The organism is Halorubrum sp. SD683 (genome assembly GCF_002135045.1).
In the GTDB taxonomy this organism is placed as follows: Archaea; Halobacteriota; Halobacteria; order Halobacteriales; family Haloferacaceae; genus Halorubrum; species Halorubrum ezzemoulense.
Genome location: NZ_NEWJ01000053.1, coordinates 1 through 17,475, shown reverse-complemented (window position 1 = coordinate 17,475; position 17,475 = coordinate 1). Strand labels below are relative to the sequence as shown.

Sequence of the window (17,475 nt, the reverse complement as noted above, 5' to 3'; positions counted from 1 at the left end):
GGCGGCCGGGCGGGGGCGGGCGTCGGCGGGGGGGGCCGGGTCGACGCGCCGCGAGCGGGCGGAGGCCCGCGTGGAGCGGTGCGGGGTGGGGGGCGGGAGGCGGGCGGGGGACGGGGGGGGAGGGTCAGGCGGGCAGCGGGGAGTCGACCGGGGGGCGACCGGGCGGGCACGGTCGGCTCGGGTGGCTCTTCGAGCCGCGGCGCGCGACCGTGGCCGCGGTGAGTCTCTTCATAGTCGTCCTCGCGGGGCTCGTTCAGGTGAGCTTCGGGGCATACTCGATGACGGTCGGGCAGGCGTGGCGGGCCGTCCTCGACCCGGCCGTCCTGCTCGACCCGCGGTGGTTCCTCAACTTCCTCCTCGGCGAGGAGCCGATGCGGGCGGTCACGGGGTTCCGGGGCGAGCTGCCGGAGCTCGCGCGCGAGACGCTCGTCGTCTGGAGCATCCGCCTGCCGCGAGTGTTCGTCGCCGTCGTCGTCGGGATGAACCTCGCCGTCTCCGGCGCCATCTTCCAGGCGGTGACGCGCAACGAACTCGCGAGCCCGTTCATCCTCGGCGTCTCCTCGGGCGCCGGGCTGACCATCCTGCTCACGCTCGTCGTGTTCGGCGGGCTCTCGGCGTTCCTCCCGCTGATCGCGGCGCTCGGCGGATCGGTCGCGTTCCTGATCGTCTACGCTATCGCGTGGAAGAACGGGACGAGCCCGGTCCGGCTCGTGCTCGCGGGCGTCATCGTCGGGACCGTCTTCAACAGCCTCCAGACGGGGCTGTTCTTTTTCGCCGACGACATCGGCGTCGTCCAGTCGGCGATCCAGTGGACGACGGGGTCGCTGACGGGGACCGACTGGGAGCAGGTCCGGACCGCGCTCCCGTGGACGCTCGTGGCGGTCGTGCTGTCGCTCGTCGGCTCGCGGCAGCTGAACCTCCTCCTCCTCGGCGAGCAGACGGCGAAGTCGCTGGGGATGTCGATCGAGCGGGTCCGGTTCGCGCTCTCCGGCGTCGCCGTGCTGGCGGCCGCCGCCAGCATCGCGGTGGCGGGGATCGTGAGCTTCGTCGGCCTCATCGTCCCGCACGTGGTCCGGAATCTCGTCGGCAGCGATTACAAGCGGGTGATCGTCGGCTGCCTGTTCGTCGGCCCGGCGCTGATGGTCGGCGCCGACGTCGGCGCGCGCCTCGGGGTGAGCGTCCTAACCGGCGCGGACGCACAGATCCCGGTGGGGATCGTCACCGGGCTGGTCGGCGGCCCGTACTTCCTGTACCTGATGCGGCGGCGGCAGAACGTGGGTGAGCTCTGAGTGTCCATATTCCGTGCGAACGCGACCGAACCGGAGGGATCGAGCGGCAAGACCGAAACGCGCGGCGCGAACGGCCCGCGCGACGGGACCGGACAGACAGGGGCCGGTGACGCGACCGGACCGACCGGAGCCGGCGACGCGACCGACGCGAGCGACCTCAACGCCGAGGACCTCGTGGTGGGCTACCCGACCGCCCCGGAGCCGGTGATCGACGGCGAGTCGATCGCGGCCGAGCCGGGCGCGGTGACGGCGCTCGTCGGGCCGAACGGCTCCGGGAAGAGCACCCTCCTGAAGGGGTTGGCGGACCAGATAGCGCCCGACGACGGCTCGGTCCTGCTCGACGGGCGCGACGTCCAGTCGATGGACGCGAAGCCGCTCGCGAAGCGGCTCGGGCTGCTCTCGCAGGAGCGCACGTCGCCCGAGAGCATCACCGTCGAGGACCTCGTGTACCACGGTCGCTACCCGCACCGGGGGTTCTTCGAGCGGACGACCGAGGAGGACGCTCGCGCGGTCGAGCGCGCAATCGACCTGACGGGCTGCGGCCACCTGCGCGACCGCGAGGTTGGGAGCCTGAGCGGCGGGCAGCGGCAGTTGGCGTGGATCGCGATGGCGTTGGCGCAGGACACCGACGTACTCCTCTTGGACGAGCCGACGACGTTCCTCGACCTTCACCACCAGATGGAGGTGATGGAGGTAATCGAGACGCTCCGCGACGAGAGCGATGTCACCGTGGTCGTCGTCCTCCACGACATCGAGCAGGCCGCGCGGCTCGCCGACCGCGTGGTCGCGCTCAAGGGCGGGGAAGTCCGGGCGCGCGGCCCGCCGGAGGAGGTCGTCACGGAGGACCTGCTCTCCGAGGTGTTCCGCGTCGACGCCGACGTGGTCGACACCGACCGCGGGCCGCGAGTCACACCGATCCGCGCGCGCCACGAAGAGTGACCGGAACCGGTGCGGGGGAGCGGCGTGTTTTTAGGCCAGCCTAAAGATCGGAACGGTTAAATTGGTTTAGGCTAGCCTAAAAATATGCGCAGAAGCGACGAGGCAGTCGACGGACACACCCGGAGAGCGTTCGCGAAGTACGGCGGGACGGTCGCCCTCGGCGGACTACTCGCCGGCTGTGCCGGCGGCGGCGCGGAGTCCGATCCGTCGAGGTCCGACGGCGGCGACGAGAGCTACGCCGCGTCGATCTCGCCGACCGGCGAGGTGACGTTCGAGTCGCCGCCCGAGACGGTGTTCACGCGGCTCACTCACCACGCGGGCATGGCGTTCGCCCTCGGACGGAGCGACGGGCTCACCGCGATGCACGCGCCGGACTACTACGACGGGCTCTGGAACCAGTTCGTCGAGCGGCTCCCCGGCGTCTCGCTCGACTGGTCGGGGCTCTACTCATCGTGGCAGCCCGACAAGGAGAAGCTGTACGAACTCGACAGCGACGTCCACCTCGCCGACCCGGCGTGGATCACCCGGCAGGACGCGTGGAGCCGCGAGGACGTCGACGAGATCGCCGAGCGCGTCTCGCCGTGGTTCGGCAACTCCCTCTCCGACCGCCACCAGGAGCCGACGGGCGAGTGGGCCGACGGGTACCAGTACTACGGCCTCTGGGAGCAGTTCGAAATCGTCGCGGAGGCGTTCCGCGAGCGCGAGCGCTACGAGGCGCTCGCGGCCGTCCGCGAGGAGCTCCTCGCGACGATCGACGATGGGCTCCCGCCGGAGTCGGAGCGCCCGACCGCGATCATGGTCGCGGCCGCCGACATCGAGCAGATCTACGCGTACGCGCTGAGCAACCCCGGCTTCCTCACGTCGCACACGCGCCCGCTCGGGCCGCGCGACGCCTTCGGAGGGAGCGTCGAGTCCGGCACGGTCGTCGACTTCGAGACGATACTGGAAGCCGACCCCGACGTGATCCTCTACCTCGGCGGCTTCGAGCCCGGAACCGACATGGCCGGGCGGCGGGCCGCCTTCGAGGAGGACCCCGTCGGCTCGGAGGTCACCGCGGTGAAGAACGACCGGATCCACCCGCAGGGCGCGCGGTATCAGGGACCGATCCTGAACCTCTTCCAGCTGGAGATGACCGCGAAGCAGCTGTACCCCGACGCGTTCGGCGCGTGGCCCCGCTACGAGGAGGGCCCGTACCCGGAGATCCCCGAAGACGAGCGGCTGTTCGACCGGCAACGGGTGGCCGACGCGATCAACGGAGAGCTGTAGATGCGCGCCCGCGAGTGGACCGTCGCGGCGACGTACGGCGACCCGACCGACTACGACGTGCCCGCGCTGCCGACGTGGCGCGTCGAGCGCGGCGAGTGCGGCGGGATCGCGTTCGCGGCGACCGACCGCGACGAGCCCTTCATCGCCGCGGAGCGGCCGGTCCGAGTTCGCCGATGACCGCGGGATCGTCGGCCGCTCCGGCGCGCCCGATCGACGCATCGGCCCGCTCGGGTCGCGTCGGGGACGCGACCCGCGACCGAAGCCCGTATCTCGTCGCGGCGGCGTCAACGGGTATGGACTCGAACCGCGATCGGACCGGCGACGCCTTCGGACGTGGACGGGTGATCGAGCGATGACGGCGGGCGCGACCGGAGCGGTCGAGGGCCCGGACGGCCCGACCGACGAGCGCCCGCGCGAGCGCGACGCGGTCGTCGTCGGCGGCGGCGGCGCCGGGCTCTCTGCGGCCGTGTACACCGCTCGGCAGGGGCTCGACACGCTCGTCGTCGACCCGGGCGAGTCGATCCTCCGGCGGAACGCGCGCCTAGAGAACTTCCCCGGCTTCCCGCTCGGCGTCGACCCGCGCCGCCTGCTGGACCTGCTCGGCGAGCAGGCGGAGACCGCCGGCGCGGACCGGCTCGACGCCCGGGTCACGCGGGTCTCGCTCGCCGACGGGGACCCCGACGCGGCCGACGCCGGAAACGCGGCGAACGGCGCCCGCTTCGCCGTGACCTCCGACGAGGGCGATCGGATCGGTGCCCGACGGGTCGTCGCGGCGACGAAGAACGAGGTGGGGTATCTGACGGAGCTCGACGGCGTCGATATTGTCGACCGCGGGAAGGCGTACGTCGACGCCGACGAGCGCGGGCGGACCGGCGTCGACGGGCTGTACGCCGCGGGACGGCTCGCCCGCAAACCCCACCAGGCGGCGGTGTGCGCGGGCCACGGAGCGGAGGTCGCCGTGACGCTGTTGGAGGAGTCCGACGAGCCGTTCTACCACGACTGGGTCGCGCCGGAGGGGTACTTCACCGACCGCGACCGCGACGTGCCGCCGGGCTGCGAGGAGATCGCCGCCGCCGAGCGCGAGGCGCGGGAGTCGGCCGCGCTCGACGCGACCCGCGACCGGTTCGCCGAGCCACACCCCGACCCGCAGGAGACGTACCCGAGCCTAGAGGAGTGACCGACCCGACACCGAGGACACGGCCGTGATCGGAACCACGCTACTCGACATCGCGGACCACATCGAATCGCTCGCGGGCGAGGACGGCGAGTTCTCGCTCGTCTGCGCCCGGTACGGCGACCGCCCGGTCCCGGCCGCGGGGCTGCGCTTTGAGGGCCGCGAGACAGCCCGCGCGGCGGCCCGGGCGACGGAGCAGTACCGCGACACGCTCCGTCGGTACGACCCGGAACTCCCCTTCTACGACGTGATCGTCAGACAGGAGTTCGCGGAGCCGACGACCGGGACGGCGACCGGGGACCCGGGCCTCGACCGATTTGTCCCCGACCCCGACGTCGGCGCGGCCGACGAGCTGACCGACCGCGTGGTGGAGGCCGTCGACGACCGTCCAGCCGAGGGCGACCGCGACGCCGAGGGCAGCGACGGGAGCGCCCTCGATGGCGACGCGGATCCGCACCCCGACGCACCGACCCGGTCCGGACCGCCCGGACGGGGCCCGCGCCGCGACCGCGTCGAGTTCTGTCATGCCGCGGCGGCGGCGGCGTTCGAAGCGCTTTCCGCGGCGGGCCACGACCGCGTCGAGTCGGCGGTGATGGACGCGTACTTCGCGTTCGCGGAACGGCTCTCCGACCCCGACGACCTCTGTCTCTGCCTGCTCGAAGCGACGGCGATAGCGCTCGACCGCCACCTCGATCCGGAGGCGCAGGCGACGGTGCTGTCCGCGGCCGCCGAGCGCCTCCCGGACCCCGGGCCGACGCCGGCCGCGGACCCGGTCGCGGCCGCGTTCGACCGGCTCGCGGCGGTCGGCCTCGTCGACGACTACGAGCGCGTCGGCGGCTCCGAACGCGCCGACGGCCCCGACCGGGCCGCCGAGGCCGATCGCGGCGCGACCGTCCGCGTCTCCGGGTACGCGCTGTCTCCGACGGACGGCCGCGTCCCGACGCTGCCGGTGGCGCTGGAGGTGTGCCGCCGCGACCCGCGCGGTCGGCTCGCCGGCGTGGCGCTGCTCGGGGGCGGCGGCGACGCGACCGGTTCAGACTGCTGGTTCAGGGTCGATCCGGACGCTCCCTCCCTCGACGGCGGCCCGTCGAGCTCGTCGGTTCCCTCGGAGAGCTGACCGCCGCCGGGAGGACGCGTCGCTCCGCCGCGTGTTCCGGATCTCCGCGTCTCGGGGTCCGCGTCCCGGCCCTCCGGAACCCCGCGTCGCCGCCCTACTCCTCGTCCGACTCGATCCGGACGAGGTCCGCCTCGACGTCCTCGACGAACGCGCCCTGTCCCCCGACGGTGGCCTCGCCGTCGTCGGTCTCGACGACGAGCGAGTGCTCGACCGGGAACTCGTTGTTCCTCGGCTCCACCATCCCCTGTTTCGTCTCGACGACGCGGCCGACGATCTCGGCCGCCTCGTCGTCGTCGGTCCACCGCCCCCCGACGGTCACCCGCGGCGGGTCGCCGGCGCGGAGCCGCAGGGTCGCCTGGAGGACGGTGTGTCTGAAGTCGGTGTACTCGACCGGGAGCGGCGCCGGCTCGGCGACGGCCATCTCGGTCGCGGCGGGCCAGTAGTTCCCGAGGAAGGAGCCGACGATCACGGGCGCGAGCTGCTCCTGGGCGAAGGCGATGGCCTGTCGGTCGGTGGTCGACTGCCGGAGGAGCTCGGGCGGGGAGACGACGCCGGCCGCGGAGTCGACCGTGAGCAGCGTCGGCATCGCCTCGCTCCACGTCCGGACGACGTTCGCGACGCCCGACAGCGCGGGGTCGTCCGCGTCGAGGCTCGCGTCGGCGTCGGAGACGACGAGCAGGACGAGGACGCCGCGGTCGACCGCGTCGGCGAGCGCCTCGCGCACCTCGGGGAGCTGCTTCGCGGTGATCGAGAGCGTCACCTCGCTTTCGGCGTCCGCGAGCAGCGACCGGATCCGCTTGATTACCGTGACCCGCGATTTGATCACCTCGAACTGCTCGGCCTGGCGCTCCACGCGGGAGTACCGCTCCGCGAGCCCGGGTCGCATCGCGTCCACGTCCGACCGGAGCCGGTCTATCACCTCGTCCGGCGGGTTCGCCCGGATCGTCGTCGGCACGACGTGGTCGTTCACCTCGACGAAGCCGCGCTCCGCCAGCGACTCGCTCACGCTGTAGACGTACCGCTTCGAGACGCCCGCCGCGTCGGCGACGGTGCTCGCCTTCGCCTCGCCGTGTTCGAGCAGACTGAGATAGGTGTCGACCTCCTTATCAGAGAGTCCGAAGCGACGGAGGAGGTCGGTCAGCGTCCGGTCGTCCATACGCACGCCTCTGGCGAGCGACACTTATAGGAGTCGGTACCGGGCGGCTTCGCCGCTCCGCGACGGCGGCGACGGCGACGGCGACCGGTCACCGGAGCACGGCGGCGGCGTCGACCGCGACCCGGACCCCGGCATCGCCGTCGCCGCCGCCGTCGCGGTCCACCGCGCTTCCGTCGCCGAGCAGGTCCGTCTCGACCCCGTCGGGGACGGCGACGGTCGCCGGCTCCGTCGCGAAGTTGACGACGACGAGCAGGGGATCGGCCTCGCTCCCGTCTCCCCCCGCCGGCGTCCGCTCGTACGCAGTCGCCCGCTCCGCGTCCCCTTCGACGACGCGCACGTCGGCCGCGCGACCCTCGAACGTCACGTCGCCGTCGCGGAGGAGCGGTTCGGCCCCGCGCAGCGCGACCAGCCGCCGGTGGAAGTCGGTGAGATCGTTGTCGCCGTCGTGCCACCGGATCGGCCCGCGGTACGTCTCGTTGCCGCGCTCCTGCCCGGCGTAGATCATCGGCGCCCCCGGCAGGGTGAACGTCACCGCGGCGGCGGCGCGGAGCGCGTCGCGACCGTACTCCGCGAGGTAGCGGTCCTCGTCGTGGTTCTCGACGTACCGCATCTGCGAGCGGCCGTCGTCGAAGCCGAGCCACTCGCCGCGCGCGAGGGCGGCCTCGACCGCGTCGGCCGGCTCCTCGCCCGCGCCGACCGCGCGGAGCGTCTCGTACAGCGAGGTGTCGTAGTGGCGGTGGAACTCCCCCTCGCCGTAGAACGGGTCGTGGGGCAGCGTCTCGTCGAGGAGCAGCGTGTCGTCCGGCACGCGGTCTGCCACCTCCTTCCAGAAGCCGTGCGGGACGCCCCACGCCACGTCGGCGCGGAAGCCGTCGACGACGCCGGCCCACTCGTCGACCACGTCGAGGAGCCACCCGCGGACCGCCGGGCTGTCGAAGTTGAGGTTCGGGATGCGGCCCCACTCGAAGTAGTAGTCGGGCGCCGCGCCCCCGTCGAGTTCGGCCCACTCGATCCCGGTCACGTCGGCGGCCGCGTCGGTCCGGCGGTAGTGGTCCGCGTACGCGTCGACGCCGGCCGAGTGGAGCTGGAAGGCGGGGTGGTCGCGGGAGGTGTGGTTGATCACTAGATCGAAGACGACCCGGATGCCGGCGTCGTGGCAGGCGTCGACGAGCGACTCGAACGACTCGCGCGAGCCGAGGTCCGCGGCGGTGTCGTAGTAGTCGGTGACGTGGTAGCCGTGGTCCGTCGGCGAGGCGAGGACGGGCGTGAGCCAGAGCGCGTCGACGCCGAGGTGGTCGAGGTACTCGACTCGGCGCTCGATCTCCGCGAACGTCGTCGGCAGCGTGTCGCCCGCGAACGACCGCACGAACACCTCGTAGATCGTCGGGGACTCGGCCCACTCGGGCGTCGGGTTCGGGCCGGCGACCGCGACCGACGCGGCCGTCGCCTCCGCAGCGTCTCCGTCGCTCGCGTCCGTCTCCACCCGCACCGTCTCCGCAGCCCCGTACCGCTCACCGTGCGGGGCCGCGCGGATCCGGACCGAGTCCGGGAGCTCGTCGAGCGGGACCGAGAGCGTCCGGCCGTCGGCGCGCGACTCGATCGCCGCCACCGTCTCCGGGTCGGCGTCGCGGTCGTCGACGAGGAACGTCACGTCGAGGGCGTCCGGATCGCCGGCGCGCTCCACGTCGTCGACGGCGGGCGCGGGCTCGATCTCGGCCGTCAGGCGGAGCCGGTCACTTTCCTCGGGGCCGTCGCCCTCGACGACGGCCGCGTCGAGCGATATCCGCGGTCGCCCGGGGCCGGGGACCTCGCAGTCGCCGTGGTACGCCGCCGAGCGGTCGCCGTCGGGAACGAAGCCGAAGCCGTGGCGTCCGGGCGGGACCCGCACCGTCGCGACCCACTCGTCGCCGTCGCGCTCGGCCCGGTCGAGCCCGAGTCGGTTCTCGTTGTGGGGCCACAGCAGGGAGACGCGGTCGACCTCGTCGTCGCCGTCCGTCGGGATATCGGCGGCCGGGACGCGGATCTCCGTCTCCCGTCGCTCGTCCGGGAAGGCCCGGACGCGCTGTCGGTGCGTCCCGTCGGGCGCGTCGAGCGCGAGGACGTACGTGCCGGGGGCGTCGGGCGCAAGGTGGACGACCGGGTCGTCGTCGCGGCTCGTCTCGCCCGCGCGGAGCACCGCGGTCGAGGGCGCCGAACCCGCTGCCGTCGCCGTGCTCGGCGGGCCGGTCGCGTCCGGGTCCGGGCCGTCTCCAGCGGAGAGCGCGCTGTCGGCGGGCGCGTCGCGGACGCGCCAGCGGTACGTGCCGTCGGCGTCCGGGGACCGCGCCGCCAGCTCGACGGACTCGCCGACGCTCGTCGTTCGCGGGGGGCCGGGTTCGTACACGACCCGCCTGTCGGCGCGGCGCGATTTGAGGGTTTCCGTTCGGCAAACGCGTGAACAATAATTACACCAAAGCTTCATACGCAGCGGCGGCGTGTGTTCGCGTAATGCAGCTTCGCGACGCGCTCGACGACTACAAGCGCCACGCCGGCGACGGGACGCGCTTCCCCGGCGAGCGGCGCACCGTCTCCGGCCGGTTTTCGGGCGGGGACGGTCGACTCGTCCACGTCGGCGACGACGGCGAACTCCGCGACTTCGGCTACCCGCTGACCGGTCGGACCGGGCTCGTTCGGTCCCGGATCGGGCTCGCCGTCGGCGACGAGGTCACGTGGCTCGACGAGGCCGACACGACGCAGCGGTACGTCGGCGACACCGCGCTGGTCGAGACGGTCCACGAGACGCCGCGCGCGACGGTCACCCGCCACGACGTGACGCTCGGCGACGCGCACCTCACGCGGGCCGCGGTCGAGTTCGACGGCGCGAGCAGCGGGGACGACGGCGCGGAAGACGGGGGCGACGACGGGGCCGCCGTCGACCCCGCGGACGCGTCGCTCGTCGTCTACGCCCGCTTCGCGCCGGACGGCCGCGACGACCGGGTGGGGCAGCTCCGCTACGACGACGCCGTCGAGGTGTACCACGCCGACGAACACGACTTCCTCGCGAGCGCGACCGGCTTCACCGACCTCCGCGGCCAGCTCCCGACCACGTTCCCCGAGCTGCTCGACGACGACCCGACCGAGCTCCCGCGCGACCGCGACGGCGACCGGTACGAGGAGGAGCGCCTCTCCGGCGAGGTGATCGCCGACGTGCCGTTCGACGACGGGGTCGCGACGGTCGCCACGCTCCTGACCGACGGCGCGGAGACCGACCGCGGGGCCGCCCGCGAGCGCCTCGACGCGCTGTTCGCCGACCACGACGACGTCGACGCGCTCGCGGACGCGGCCGCGGACGCGCTCCCAGCCGTCCCCGAGTCGGCTCCTGCCCGCGAGTCGGTCGTCGCGGACCTCCGGGTCCTCTCGCTGCTCTCCGCGCCGTCCGGGCTCCGGATCGCGGGCCCCGACTTCGACCCGTACTACGAGCACTCCGGCGGCTACGGCTACACGTGGTTCCGCGACGACGCGGAGATATCCGGCTTCCTGCTCGGGGCCGCCGACGCGGTCGACCTCGACCTTGACGACTGGCACGCGCGGTCCGCCGAAATGTACGTCGCCACCCAACGGCCCGACGGCTCGTGGCCCCACCGGGTGTGGCCCCGCGACGGCGCGCTCGCCCCCGGGTGGGCGAACGCTCGCATCGAGGACGGGCCGGACGTGGACTATCAGGCCGATCAGACCGGGAGCGTCGTCGCGTACCTCGCGCGGGCCCGCGAGGCGGGCGTCGACGTCGAGGGGCTCGACTCGACCCTCGTCGCCGCGCTCGCTGGGCTCGACCGCACGCTCGAACCGGACGGCCGCCCGGTCGTCTGTCAGAACGCGTGGGAGGACTCCGCGGGCCGGTTCGCCCACACCGCCGCGACGTTCCTCGAGGCGTACAGCGAGCTCGGCCGCCACGGCGGGGGGCTCGCGGTCGGCGCGCTCGACGACCCCGACGCCGTCCCCGGCGCGGCGTCGCTCCCGGACGACCTCGCCGCGCACGCCCGCGACCGAGCCCGCGAGGTGTACGACGCGCTCGACGATCTCTGGGTCCCCGAGCGCGGCTGCTACGCCGTCCGCGAGACGCTCGACGGCGGGATCGACGACCGGCTCGACTCGGCGACGCTCGGACTCGCGGCCGCGCACCGCTCCTTCGACGCGCTCGGCGCGGCGGGCGACGGGTCCGGAGCCGGCGGCGCGGTCGACGAGGAGCGCCTCGACCGACTGGTCTCGCACGTCGAGACGGTCGTCGACGGCCTCTCCCACGAGACCGACGACATCGCCGGCCTGATCCGGTACGAGGGCGACGGCTGGCGGCGGGCCGACCAGCTCTCGGAGAAGGTGTGGACGGTCTCGACCGCGTGGGGCGCGAACGCCTGCGCGGAGCTCGCCGCGCTGCTCGCGGCGCACGACGACCCGCGCGCCGCGGAGATGACGGCCCGGGCCCGCGACCTGCTCGCGCACGTCTCGCCCGGCGGGTCGCTCTGTGAGCCGACGACGTACCTCCCCGAGCAGTACTTCGACGACGGGACGCCCGACAGCGCGACGCCGCTCGGCTGGCCGCACGCGATCCGACTGGCCACGGTGGCGCTGCTCGACGACGAACTGCCGCAGTTCGCCGACGCTGCGACCGCGGACGACTGACCGAACCCCGGCGACTATTTACACATCAGACCTGCGGAGCGGCGCGCGCCGCCGAGCGGCCGCCACCGGCGGCCGCGAGGTGCGCGTGCGAGGGAGTCAGTCGCCGGAGCGAAGCGGAGGCGACTGACGAGGCTGGGGAGGCGTGAGGTGCGGTCGCTGTGCGGGGCGGAGCTTTGGAGGTCGCCTCCGTCGGTCGTCAACTCACGACTGCTATGCGATCGGCTGGGGCTCCGGGGTGATCGCAGTCGCTCCGCTGACAGCGGGTTATAAGTAAAAACACAAGGACGACCAAAACCGCTTATCGCCAGTCGTCACGCGGCACGCAGTCCTCTTCCCGGACCGTGATCCACCGGGTGGTCCGCTCGTCCGGGTCGACGTCCCGCTCGAAGAACGTCACCTCGCCGCCGCCGTCGCCGTCGTCGGTCCGTTTACAGACGAGTTCCGGCGACCCGTCGCGAACACGTGCGGATGACGTGGACGTGGACATACGTCACGCTTGGTTCGCGGTCGGATAATAGCTGTTGGTTTCAATCGGTGAAAAATAGAAACTACGACCGTAGTTAGCGTCGCACCGGCCGCGTTCAGCGCCGGACCGGCACGCCGCGCTCGTCGAGGAGCGCCTTCGTCTCCGCGATCGAGTAGTCGCCGAAGTGGAAGATGGAGGCCGCGAGGCCGGCGTCGGCGTCCGCCTCGGTGAACACGTCGTACATGTCCTCGGGACTCCCGCAGCCGGAGGAGGCGATGAGCGGCGTCGACACGGCCTCACCGACCGCCTTCATCAGGGGGATGTCGTAGCCGTCCTTCGTGCCGTCCTTGTCGATGGAGTTGACGAACAGCTCGCCCGCGCCGCGCTCCTCGGCCTCCTTCGCCCACGAGACGGCGTCGATCCCGGTTCCCTCGCGGCCGCCCTTCTTCGTACACTCGAACCACACCGTCTCCCCGTCCTCGTCCTCGTAGAAGTGCTCGCCGGCGTCGTCGTACCGCCGCCGCGCGTCGACGGAGATGACGATACACTGGCTGCCGAACGCGGCCGCGCCCTCCTCGATGAGCGCCGGGCGTTCCAATGCGCCGGTCGTGATCGAGACCTTGTCCGCGCCCGCCCGGAGCGTCTCCTTGATGTCCGCCTTGGTGCGGATACCGCCGCCGACCGTCAGCGGGATGAAACACTCGTCTGCGACCCGGTTCACCACGTCGAGCATCGTCTCGCGCCCCTCGGCGCTGGCGGTGATGTCGAGGAAGACGAACTCGTCGGCCCCCGCCTCGTTGTACTTCTTCGCCAGTTCGACGGGGTCGCCGGTGTACTCCAGGTTCTCGAAGTTGACCCCGGTGTACACCGCGGCGTCGCCGTCCTCGTCGAGGTCGACGTCGATACAGGGGATGATACGCTTCGTGAGTCCCATTCGTTGTCGGTTCGTTGACCGCGCCCTCGGTTAAAATGCGCGGGGCTCACTCGGTGTCGTCGATCGCGGCCCGCTCGCCGCCGTCCTCCGCTCCTTCCGTTTCGCCGCGGTCCCGCTCCACCCGCCGGTCGTACTTCGCGACGGCGCGGTCGGCCCGCGTCGAGATGCCGTTCGGGTTCCGGGCGGGGCCGCGGTCCCGGCGCCGCGCGACCAGCCCGTCGGAGGTCCCGCCGGCGAGGCCTAAGAGTACGTCGCGCCCGGTCGCGGCCCACCGCGTGGGGGTCGACTCGCCGCGGACCACGTCCTTCGCCGCGGCAACCGCGTCGGCGAGCGCGTGCGACCCGGTCCGGAGGAGGGCCGTCGGGCGGGCGCCGTAGTTCTTCAGCAGCCGATAGGCGAGCCCCCGGTACTTCCAGCCCCACTCGCTCGCGCTGCGTCCGCCGTCCGCCGCGGTCGGGGTCGGGAGCTCCTCCCGCGCGGCGAGTCCCAGCCGCCATGCCACCTCGCGGTCCATGCGGGCGAGCCGGTGCGCGGCGTCGCGCGCGCCGCCGACCCGGAGGTACTCGTCGAAGCCGTCGAGCTCGTCGAGGGCGTCCCGCCGGAACGCGACGTTCCCGCTCTCGAAGTAGGTAACGTTCTGCCCCGCGATCCGGCTACGCTCAGGCGCGCTCCGGTCGCCGGCGTCCGGGACGTCCGGAATGGCCGACCCGGTCTTCGCGGCGTCGGTCCCGCCCCCCGACTCCACCGCGTCCGCCTCGATTCCCGGCTCCGCGGCGCTCGTCCCGCCCGGCGGGATCGGCGTCACCGGTCCGGAGACCACGGGCGCCGCGTCGAGGCCGTCGTCGACCGCGTCGCGCCACCCCGGCTCGATCCGGTTGTCGTAGTCGACCAGCGCGACCGCGTCGCCCGTCGCAACCTCGATGCCGGCGTTGCGGGCGACGTTCACCGTTCGGTCGGAGATCTCGACCAACACGTCGACATCGTCGCGGTCGCGAACCATGCCGGTCGTGCCGTCGGCCGAGGGCCCGTTGACGACGATCACCTCGGCGTCGGGCGCGTCGGCCGCCAGCGCGTCGAGGCAGGCGGCCAACCGGTCCCGACCGTTGAGCGTCGGGACGACGACCGAGAGGTCCATACGTCTCGTTATCGGGGCGAGGAGGTAAAAAGGACTGCGTGTGTGTCCGGTCCGCGTCGGCTCCGAACCGATCGCGGGCCGGGGGCAACGGCGCGCGAGCCGCTCAGACGGTCAGGTAGTACACCTGCTTGCGCGCGTCCTTGAAGCTGTACCGCGAGTCGACGAGACCCTCCTCCTCGAGGCGGTTGAGCGCGTAGCGGACGGTGCGGTCGGGCAGCAGCGACTCGTCGGCGAGGCCGCCCTGCGAGAGGGGGGCGTCCCCTTCCAGCACCTTCGCCACGAGCTTCGCGCTCGGGGGGAGCTCGCGCAGGCGGTCGCGGTACTCAGACTCGGACAGGCGGTCTTGGTCAGCGGTCTCCGCGGGACTGGTACTCATGTCTCACACGAATCCCACGGGTAGTGGTAAAGGTTGGCTACATATAGGGGAATCCGCCTGTGATAATATAATGTGTTAATATCACGTCTCACCGGGCTATCATAGACGATCGATCAGGCGAGTTTTCCGGGGGCGGCCCGTCATTCACCCCGTGATCCCCGAGTCTCACGTCGACATCCTCGAAGCCGAGTCGTACGCCCACTTCGCGACCGTCGGGCCCGACGGCCTCCCGCACGTGACGCCGGTGTGGGTCGACCACGAGGACCGCGAGTACGTGCTTGTGAACACCGCCCGCGGGCGGCAGAAGGAGCGGAACGTCCGCGAGAACCCGAAGGTCGGCGTCAGCGTGCTCGACCCCGACGACCCGTACCGGTACGTCTCCGTCCGCGGCGAGGCCAAGCTGACCGAGGAGGGCGCGCGCGAACACATCGACGAGCTCGCGCGTCGGTACTTCGGCGTCGACGAGTACCCCCACCACGACGAGGAGGAGGGCGCGCGAGTCATCGTCAAGATTCCGGCCGAGAACGTCGCCACGAGCGGCTGACAGTCCGGGCTCTCGGCGAACGTTCGAGCGCTCGCCCCGACCGCCGTCGCGTCGAAGCCGACCGACCGCACCGGGGTCGGCGCCGGACCGCATCCAGTACGGTTTTGTCGGTCCGGCGTTCATCACGGACAACGTGAAGGGACAGGACTGGTACCAGGCCGACGAGGTCGCCGAAGAGTACGACGACGTCCGCTTTTCGGGAGGCGGGCGGCTCATCGACCGCCGGGAGAAGGAGGCCGTCCTCGCCGCGTTGGGGCCGATGGATCCGGGCCACCGCGTGCTGGAGGTCGCCTGCGGCACCGGACGGTTCACGACGATGCTCGCCGACCAGGGCGCGGATGTGGTCGGCCTCGACGTCTCCCGCGAGATGCTCGAACAGGCCCGCGAGAAGGTCGCCGCCGCCGGCCACGCCGACGCAGTCGAGTTCCTCCGCGGCGACGCCTCGCGGCTCCCGTTCCCGGACGACTACTTCGACACGGTCGTCGCAATGCGCTTCTTCCACCTGATGGACGACCCGGTCCCGTTCGCGGAGGAACTGCGCCGGGTCAGCCGCGATCAGGTGTTCTTCGACACGTTCAACAGCCGCAGCCTGCGGACGCTGTACACCTGGCTGCTCCCGATGGGCTCGCGGCTCTACTCGGAGCGACAGGTGGCCGCGATGCTCGGCGAGGCGGGTCTCACGCTCGCGAACGAGGAACACGACTTCGTGTTACCGTACGGCTTCTACCGCGAACTCCCCGGCCCGGTCGCGAGGCCGTTCCGGGTCCTCGACGAGCTCGCGGGCGACACGATTCCGGGCGACTACGTCGCCTCGGTGTCGTACTGGGACGCTCGGGTGACGGACGAGGAGTGAGCGCGACGCGCCAGGCCTGTCCCGTCGACGACACCGCGGCCTGCCGTCTCGTTTTCACCGGGGCACTTCCCCGCTTCGCCGCCGGTCAGCCGGCCTCTTCGACGACCTCGCCGACGGCGAAGTTGGACTTCACTTCCGTCACTTCGATCTTCACGCGCTCGCCCACCTCGGTGTCGGGGACGATGATCACGTACCCCCGCTCGACGCGGGCGATCCCGTCGCCCTGCTTGCCGAGGTCCTCGATCTCGCCGTACCGCATCTCACCCGGCTCGACCGGGGGCTGCGGCCCGTCGTCCGCTTGCGAGGCGGTCTCGTCGGCGTCGCCAGCCGACGCCTCGGTTCCGTCGCGGGCGACGAGCGCGACGCGGTACGTCTCGCCGGGCTCCAGCGATCCGGCGTCGATCTCTCGGTTCGGGACGTCGACGACGTACTCGCCGTCGTCCGTTTCGCGAACTTCCGCGCTGAACAGACAGAGGAGCTTCTCGGAGATTTCCATAGTAGACTCCATCGAAGGCTAGTCGCGGGCCAGTATAGTTGTACCGCCGACACAGTCAGGCCGGATCGACCCGCGTCGCGATCGGGACCGGATATACCCGTCGCGCGTCGCGACGCTACTCCCTCCGGCCAACGAACGCGTCGACCAGCGCCGCCTCGCCCTTCCGGAGGTGTGCGCCCGCGGTCGACGGCGAGCAGTCGATGGCCGCCGCGACGTCCTCCACAGACCCGGTCCGCGGGACCTCGTAGTAGCCGACGCGGTTCGCGGCCCGCAGCGCCTCCCGCTGGCGTTCCGTGAGTCGCACCCCGGCCAGCCGTCGCCCGCCCCCGTACGACCCGATGCGATCGACCTCGACGGTTATCCGGTCTGGCACGGCCGCGAGCGCGTCGCGCAGCTGCTCCGGCGGGCCGACCAGTCCGAACGACAGCCGGCCCGCCGGCCGGAACACGACGGGCGGGACCGAGAGGAACTCGGTGTCGACGAACGCGTCGAGGAACGTCTCCGTCGGCCCGCCCAGCCGCTCGTACGCCTTGAGGTAGAAGGGTGGCTCGCCCGGAGACGTCTCGAACCGCTCGATCGCGGCGATATCCCGCAGCCGGTCGAGGTACCGCTCGCGCGGGGCCGCGACCCGGAACAGCGTCGCGAGCGTCTCGTCGGGTAGCCGCCGCCACGTCACCAGCTCGCTCCGCCGGTCGTCGCCGCCGTCGAGGAAGTCGTGCATCGGGTGTCTGACTCCCGGCGGAAACTCGAAGTCGACGTGGACGTAGCGCATGGGTCACTCACGCGGTGCCGGTCGCTTCCTGTTAAAATACACGGACAGATGCGTGCCAAGACTCAGTCCGCCGCGCCGCGGATCGATCCGTATGGGCGAGCAGCCGACGCGAGTCGACGACGCCGAACCGCCGCCGAGACGCGCCGCCGACGACGCTGGTCGTTCGACCGATCGCGGCGCCGACGGCTCCAGCCCCGCGACCGATCGCGGCGCCGACGGCTCCGGTCCGTTGGCCGAGCGCGGCCCCGGCGCCGCACCCGACGCCCCGCCGCCGCCGGCCCCTGGGGGGCTGCCGCTGCCCG

Annotated in this window: 18 protein-coding genes; 10 read left to right on the top strand and 8 right to left on the bottom strand. The window is 72.3% G+C overall.

Going from position 1 to position 17,475, the window contains the following annotated elements:
* From B9G49_RS12150 to B9G49_RS12125, 6 genes are all read left to right on the top strand, one after another.
* The coding region (locus tag B9G49_RS12150) for a FecCD family ABC transporter permease (protein WP_394334822.1) at positions 1-1,289 on the top strand (1,289 nt) is incomplete at its 5' end.
* A complete protein-coding gene (locus B9G49_RS12145; protein ID WP_086216542.1) occupies positions 1,290-2,228 on the top strand; it encodes an ABC transporter ATP-binding protein in 939 nt (312 codons plus the stop codon).
* A gap of 84 nt (positions 2,229-2,312) precedes the next feature.
* A complete protein-coding gene (locus B9G49_RS12140; RefSeq protein ID WP_086216541.1) occupies positions 2,313-3,494 on the top strand; it encodes an ABC transporter substrate-binding protein in 1,182 nt (393 codons plus the stop codon).
* Positions 3,495-3,671: a hypothetical protein gene (locus tag B9G49_RS16805; protein WP_169514834.1), complete on the top strand. Its 177-nt coding sequence runs from the start codon at positions 3,495-3,497 to the stop codon at positions 3,669-3,671.
* Between the two features lie 175 nt (positions 3,672-3,846).
* On the top strand, positions 3,847-4,671 hold the full coding sequence (locus B9G49_RS12130; protein WP_086216539.1) for an FAD-binding protein: 825 nt from the start codon (positions 3,847-3,849) through the stop codon (positions 4,669-4,671).
* Between the two features lie 25 nt (positions 4,672-4,696).
* On the top strand, positions 4,697-5,785 hold the full coding sequence (locus B9G49_RS12125; RefSeq protein ID WP_086216538.1) for a hypothetical protein: 1,089 nt from the start codon (positions 4,697-4,699) through the stop codon (positions 5,783-5,785).
* Between the two features lie 94 nt (positions 5,786-5,879).
* Here B9G49_RS12125 and B9G49_RS12120 read toward each other — a convergent pair whose 3' ends face one another.
* Positions 5,880-6,941, bottom strand: coding sequence for a TrmB family transcriptional regulator sugar-binding domain-containing protein (locus tag B9G49_RS12120; protein ID WP_086216537.1), 1,062 nt, complete (start codon positions 6,939-6,941; stop codon positions 5,880-5,882).
* 88 nt (positions 6,942-7,029) lie between these two features.
* Positions 7,030-9,324: an alpha-amylase family glycosyl hydrolase gene (locus B9G49_RS12115; RefSeq protein ID WP_086216536.1), complete on the bottom strand. Its 2,295-nt coding sequence runs from the start codon at positions 9,322-9,324 to the stop codon at positions 7,030-7,032.
* A 104-nt stretch (positions 9,325-9,428) separates the two neighbouring features.
* Between B9G49_RS12115 and B9G49_RS12110 the strand changes: the two genes are divergently transcribed.
* A complete protein-coding gene (locus tag B9G49_RS12110) occupies positions 9,429-11,597 on the top strand; it encodes a glucan 1,4-alpha-glucosidase (protein ID WP_086216535.1) in 2,169 nt (722 codons plus the stop codon).
* A 298-nt stretch (positions 11,598-11,895) separates the two neighbouring features.
* Here B9G49_RS12110 and B9G49_RS12105 read toward each other — a convergent pair whose 3' ends face one another.
* The 4 genes from B9G49_RS12105 to B9G49_RS12090 all read right to left on the bottom strand — a co-directional run bounded on the left by B9G49_RS12105 (position 11,896) and on the right by B9G49_RS12090 (position 14,508).
* Entirely contained in the window at positions 11,896-12,084 is a 189-nt protein-coding gene (locus tag B9G49_RS12105) for a hypothetical protein (protein WP_049932369.1), read from the bottom strand.
* A 94-nt stretch (positions 12,085-12,178) separates the two neighbouring features.
* Positions 12,179-12,997: an imidazole glycerol phosphate synthase subunit HisF gene (hisF, locus tag B9G49_RS12100; protein WP_086216534.1), complete on the bottom strand. Its 819-nt coding sequence runs from the start codon at positions 12,995-12,997 to the stop codon at positions 12,179-12,181.
* Between the two features lie 46 nt (positions 12,998-13,043).
* On the bottom strand, positions 13,044-14,132 hold the full coding sequence (locus B9G49_RS12095) for a glycosyltransferase (protein WP_086216533.1): 1,089 nt from the start codon (positions 14,130-14,132) through the stop codon (positions 13,044-13,046).
* A gap of 103 nt (positions 14,133-14,235) precedes the next feature.
* Positions 14,236-14,508, bottom strand: coding sequence for a helix-turn-helix domain-containing protein (locus tag B9G49_RS12090; protein WP_008004753.1), 273 nt, complete (start codon positions 14,506-14,508; stop codon positions 14,236-14,238).
* 151 nt (positions 14,509-14,659) lie between these two features.
* Here B9G49_RS12090 and B9G49_RS12085 point away from each other — a divergent pair, with 151 nt between their 5' ends.
* On the top strand, positions 14,660-15,052 hold the full coding sequence (locus B9G49_RS12085; protein ID WP_049932365.1) for a PPOX class F420-dependent oxidoreductase: 393 nt from the start codon (positions 14,660-14,662) through the stop codon (positions 15,050-15,052).
* 133 nt (positions 15,053-15,185) lie between these two features.
* On the top strand, positions 15,186-15,905 hold the full coding sequence (locus B9G49_RS12080; RefSeq protein ID WP_086216532.1) for a class I SAM-dependent methyltransferase: 720 nt from the start codon (positions 15,186-15,188) through the stop codon (positions 15,903-15,905).
* A gap of 85 nt (positions 15,906-15,990) precedes the next feature.
* On the opposite strand, the gene B9G49_RS12075 is transcribed toward B9G49_RS12080, so the two are convergent.
* Together B9G49_RS12075 and B9G49_RS12070 are read right to left on the bottom strand one after the other, a co-directional pair.
* A complete protein-coding gene (locus B9G49_RS12075; RefSeq protein ID WP_086216531.1) occupies positions 15,991-16,401 on the bottom strand; it encodes a TRAM domain-containing protein in 411 nt (136 codons plus the stop codon).
* A gap of 115 nt (positions 16,402-16,516) precedes the next feature.
* Positions 16,517-17,173, bottom strand: a complete 657-nt coding sequence (locus tag B9G49_RS12070) for a helix-turn-helix domain-containing protein (RefSeq protein ID WP_086216530.1) — start codon at positions 17,171-17,173, stop codon at positions 16,517-16,519.
* 91 nt (positions 17,174-17,264) lie between these two features.
* On the opposite strand from B9G49_RS12070, the gene B9G49_RS17075 reads away from it, so the two are divergent.
* On the top strand, positions 17,265-17,475 hold a 211-nt coding region (locus B9G49_RS17075; protein WP_233125211.1), incomplete at its 3' end, for a hypothetical protein.

What these genes read in the sequence shown, in the direction of transcription:
- B9G49_RS12140 (WP_086216541.1), top strand. Translation starts at nt 2,313, where the DNA reads ATGCGCAGAAGCGACGAGGCAGTCGACGGACACACCCGGAGAGCGTTC.
- B9G49_RS16805 (WP_169514834.1), top strand. Translation starts at nt 3,495, where the DNA reads ATGCGCGCCCGCGAGTGGACCGTCGCGGCGACGTACGGCGACCCGACC.
- B9G49_RS12130 (WP_086216539.1), top strand. Translation starts at nt 3,847, where the DNA reads ATGACGGCGGGCGCGACCGGAGCGGTCGAGGGCCCGGACGGCCCGACC.
- B9G49_RS12120 (WP_086216537.1), bottom strand. Translation starts at nt 6,941, where the DNA reads ATGGACGACCGGACGCTGACCGACCTCCTCCGTCGCTTCGGACTCTCT.
- B9G49_RS12110 (WP_086216535.1), top strand. Translation starts at nt 9,429, where the DNA reads ATGCAGCTTCGCGACGCGCTCGACGACTACAAGCGCCACGCCGGCGAC.
- B9G49_RS12105 (WP_049932369.1), bottom strand. Translation starts at nt 12,084, where the DNA reads ATGTCCACGTCCACGTCATCCGCACGTGTTCGCGACGGGTCGCCGGAA.
- hisF (WP_086216534.1), bottom strand. Translation starts at nt 12,997, where the DNA reads ATGGGACTCACGAAGCGTATCATCCCCTGTATCGACGTCGACCTCGAC.
- B9G49_RS12095 (WP_086216533.1), bottom strand. Translation starts at nt 14,132, where the DNA reads ATGGACCTCTCGGTCGTCGTCCCGACGCTCAACGGTCGGGACCGGTTG.
- B9G49_RS12090 (WP_008004753.1), bottom strand. Translation starts at nt 14,508, where the DNA reads ATGAGTACCAGTCCCGCGGAGACCGCTGACCAAGACCGCCTGTCCGAG.
- B9G49_RS12075 (WP_086216531.1), bottom strand. Translation starts at nt 16,401, where the DNA reads ATGGAAATCTCCGAGAAGCTCCTCTGTCTGTTCAGCGCGGAAGTTCGC.
- B9G49_RS12070 (WP_086216530.1), bottom strand. Translation starts at nt 17,173, where the DNA reads ATGCGCTACGTCCACGTCGACTTCGAGTTTCCGCCGGGAGTCAGACAC.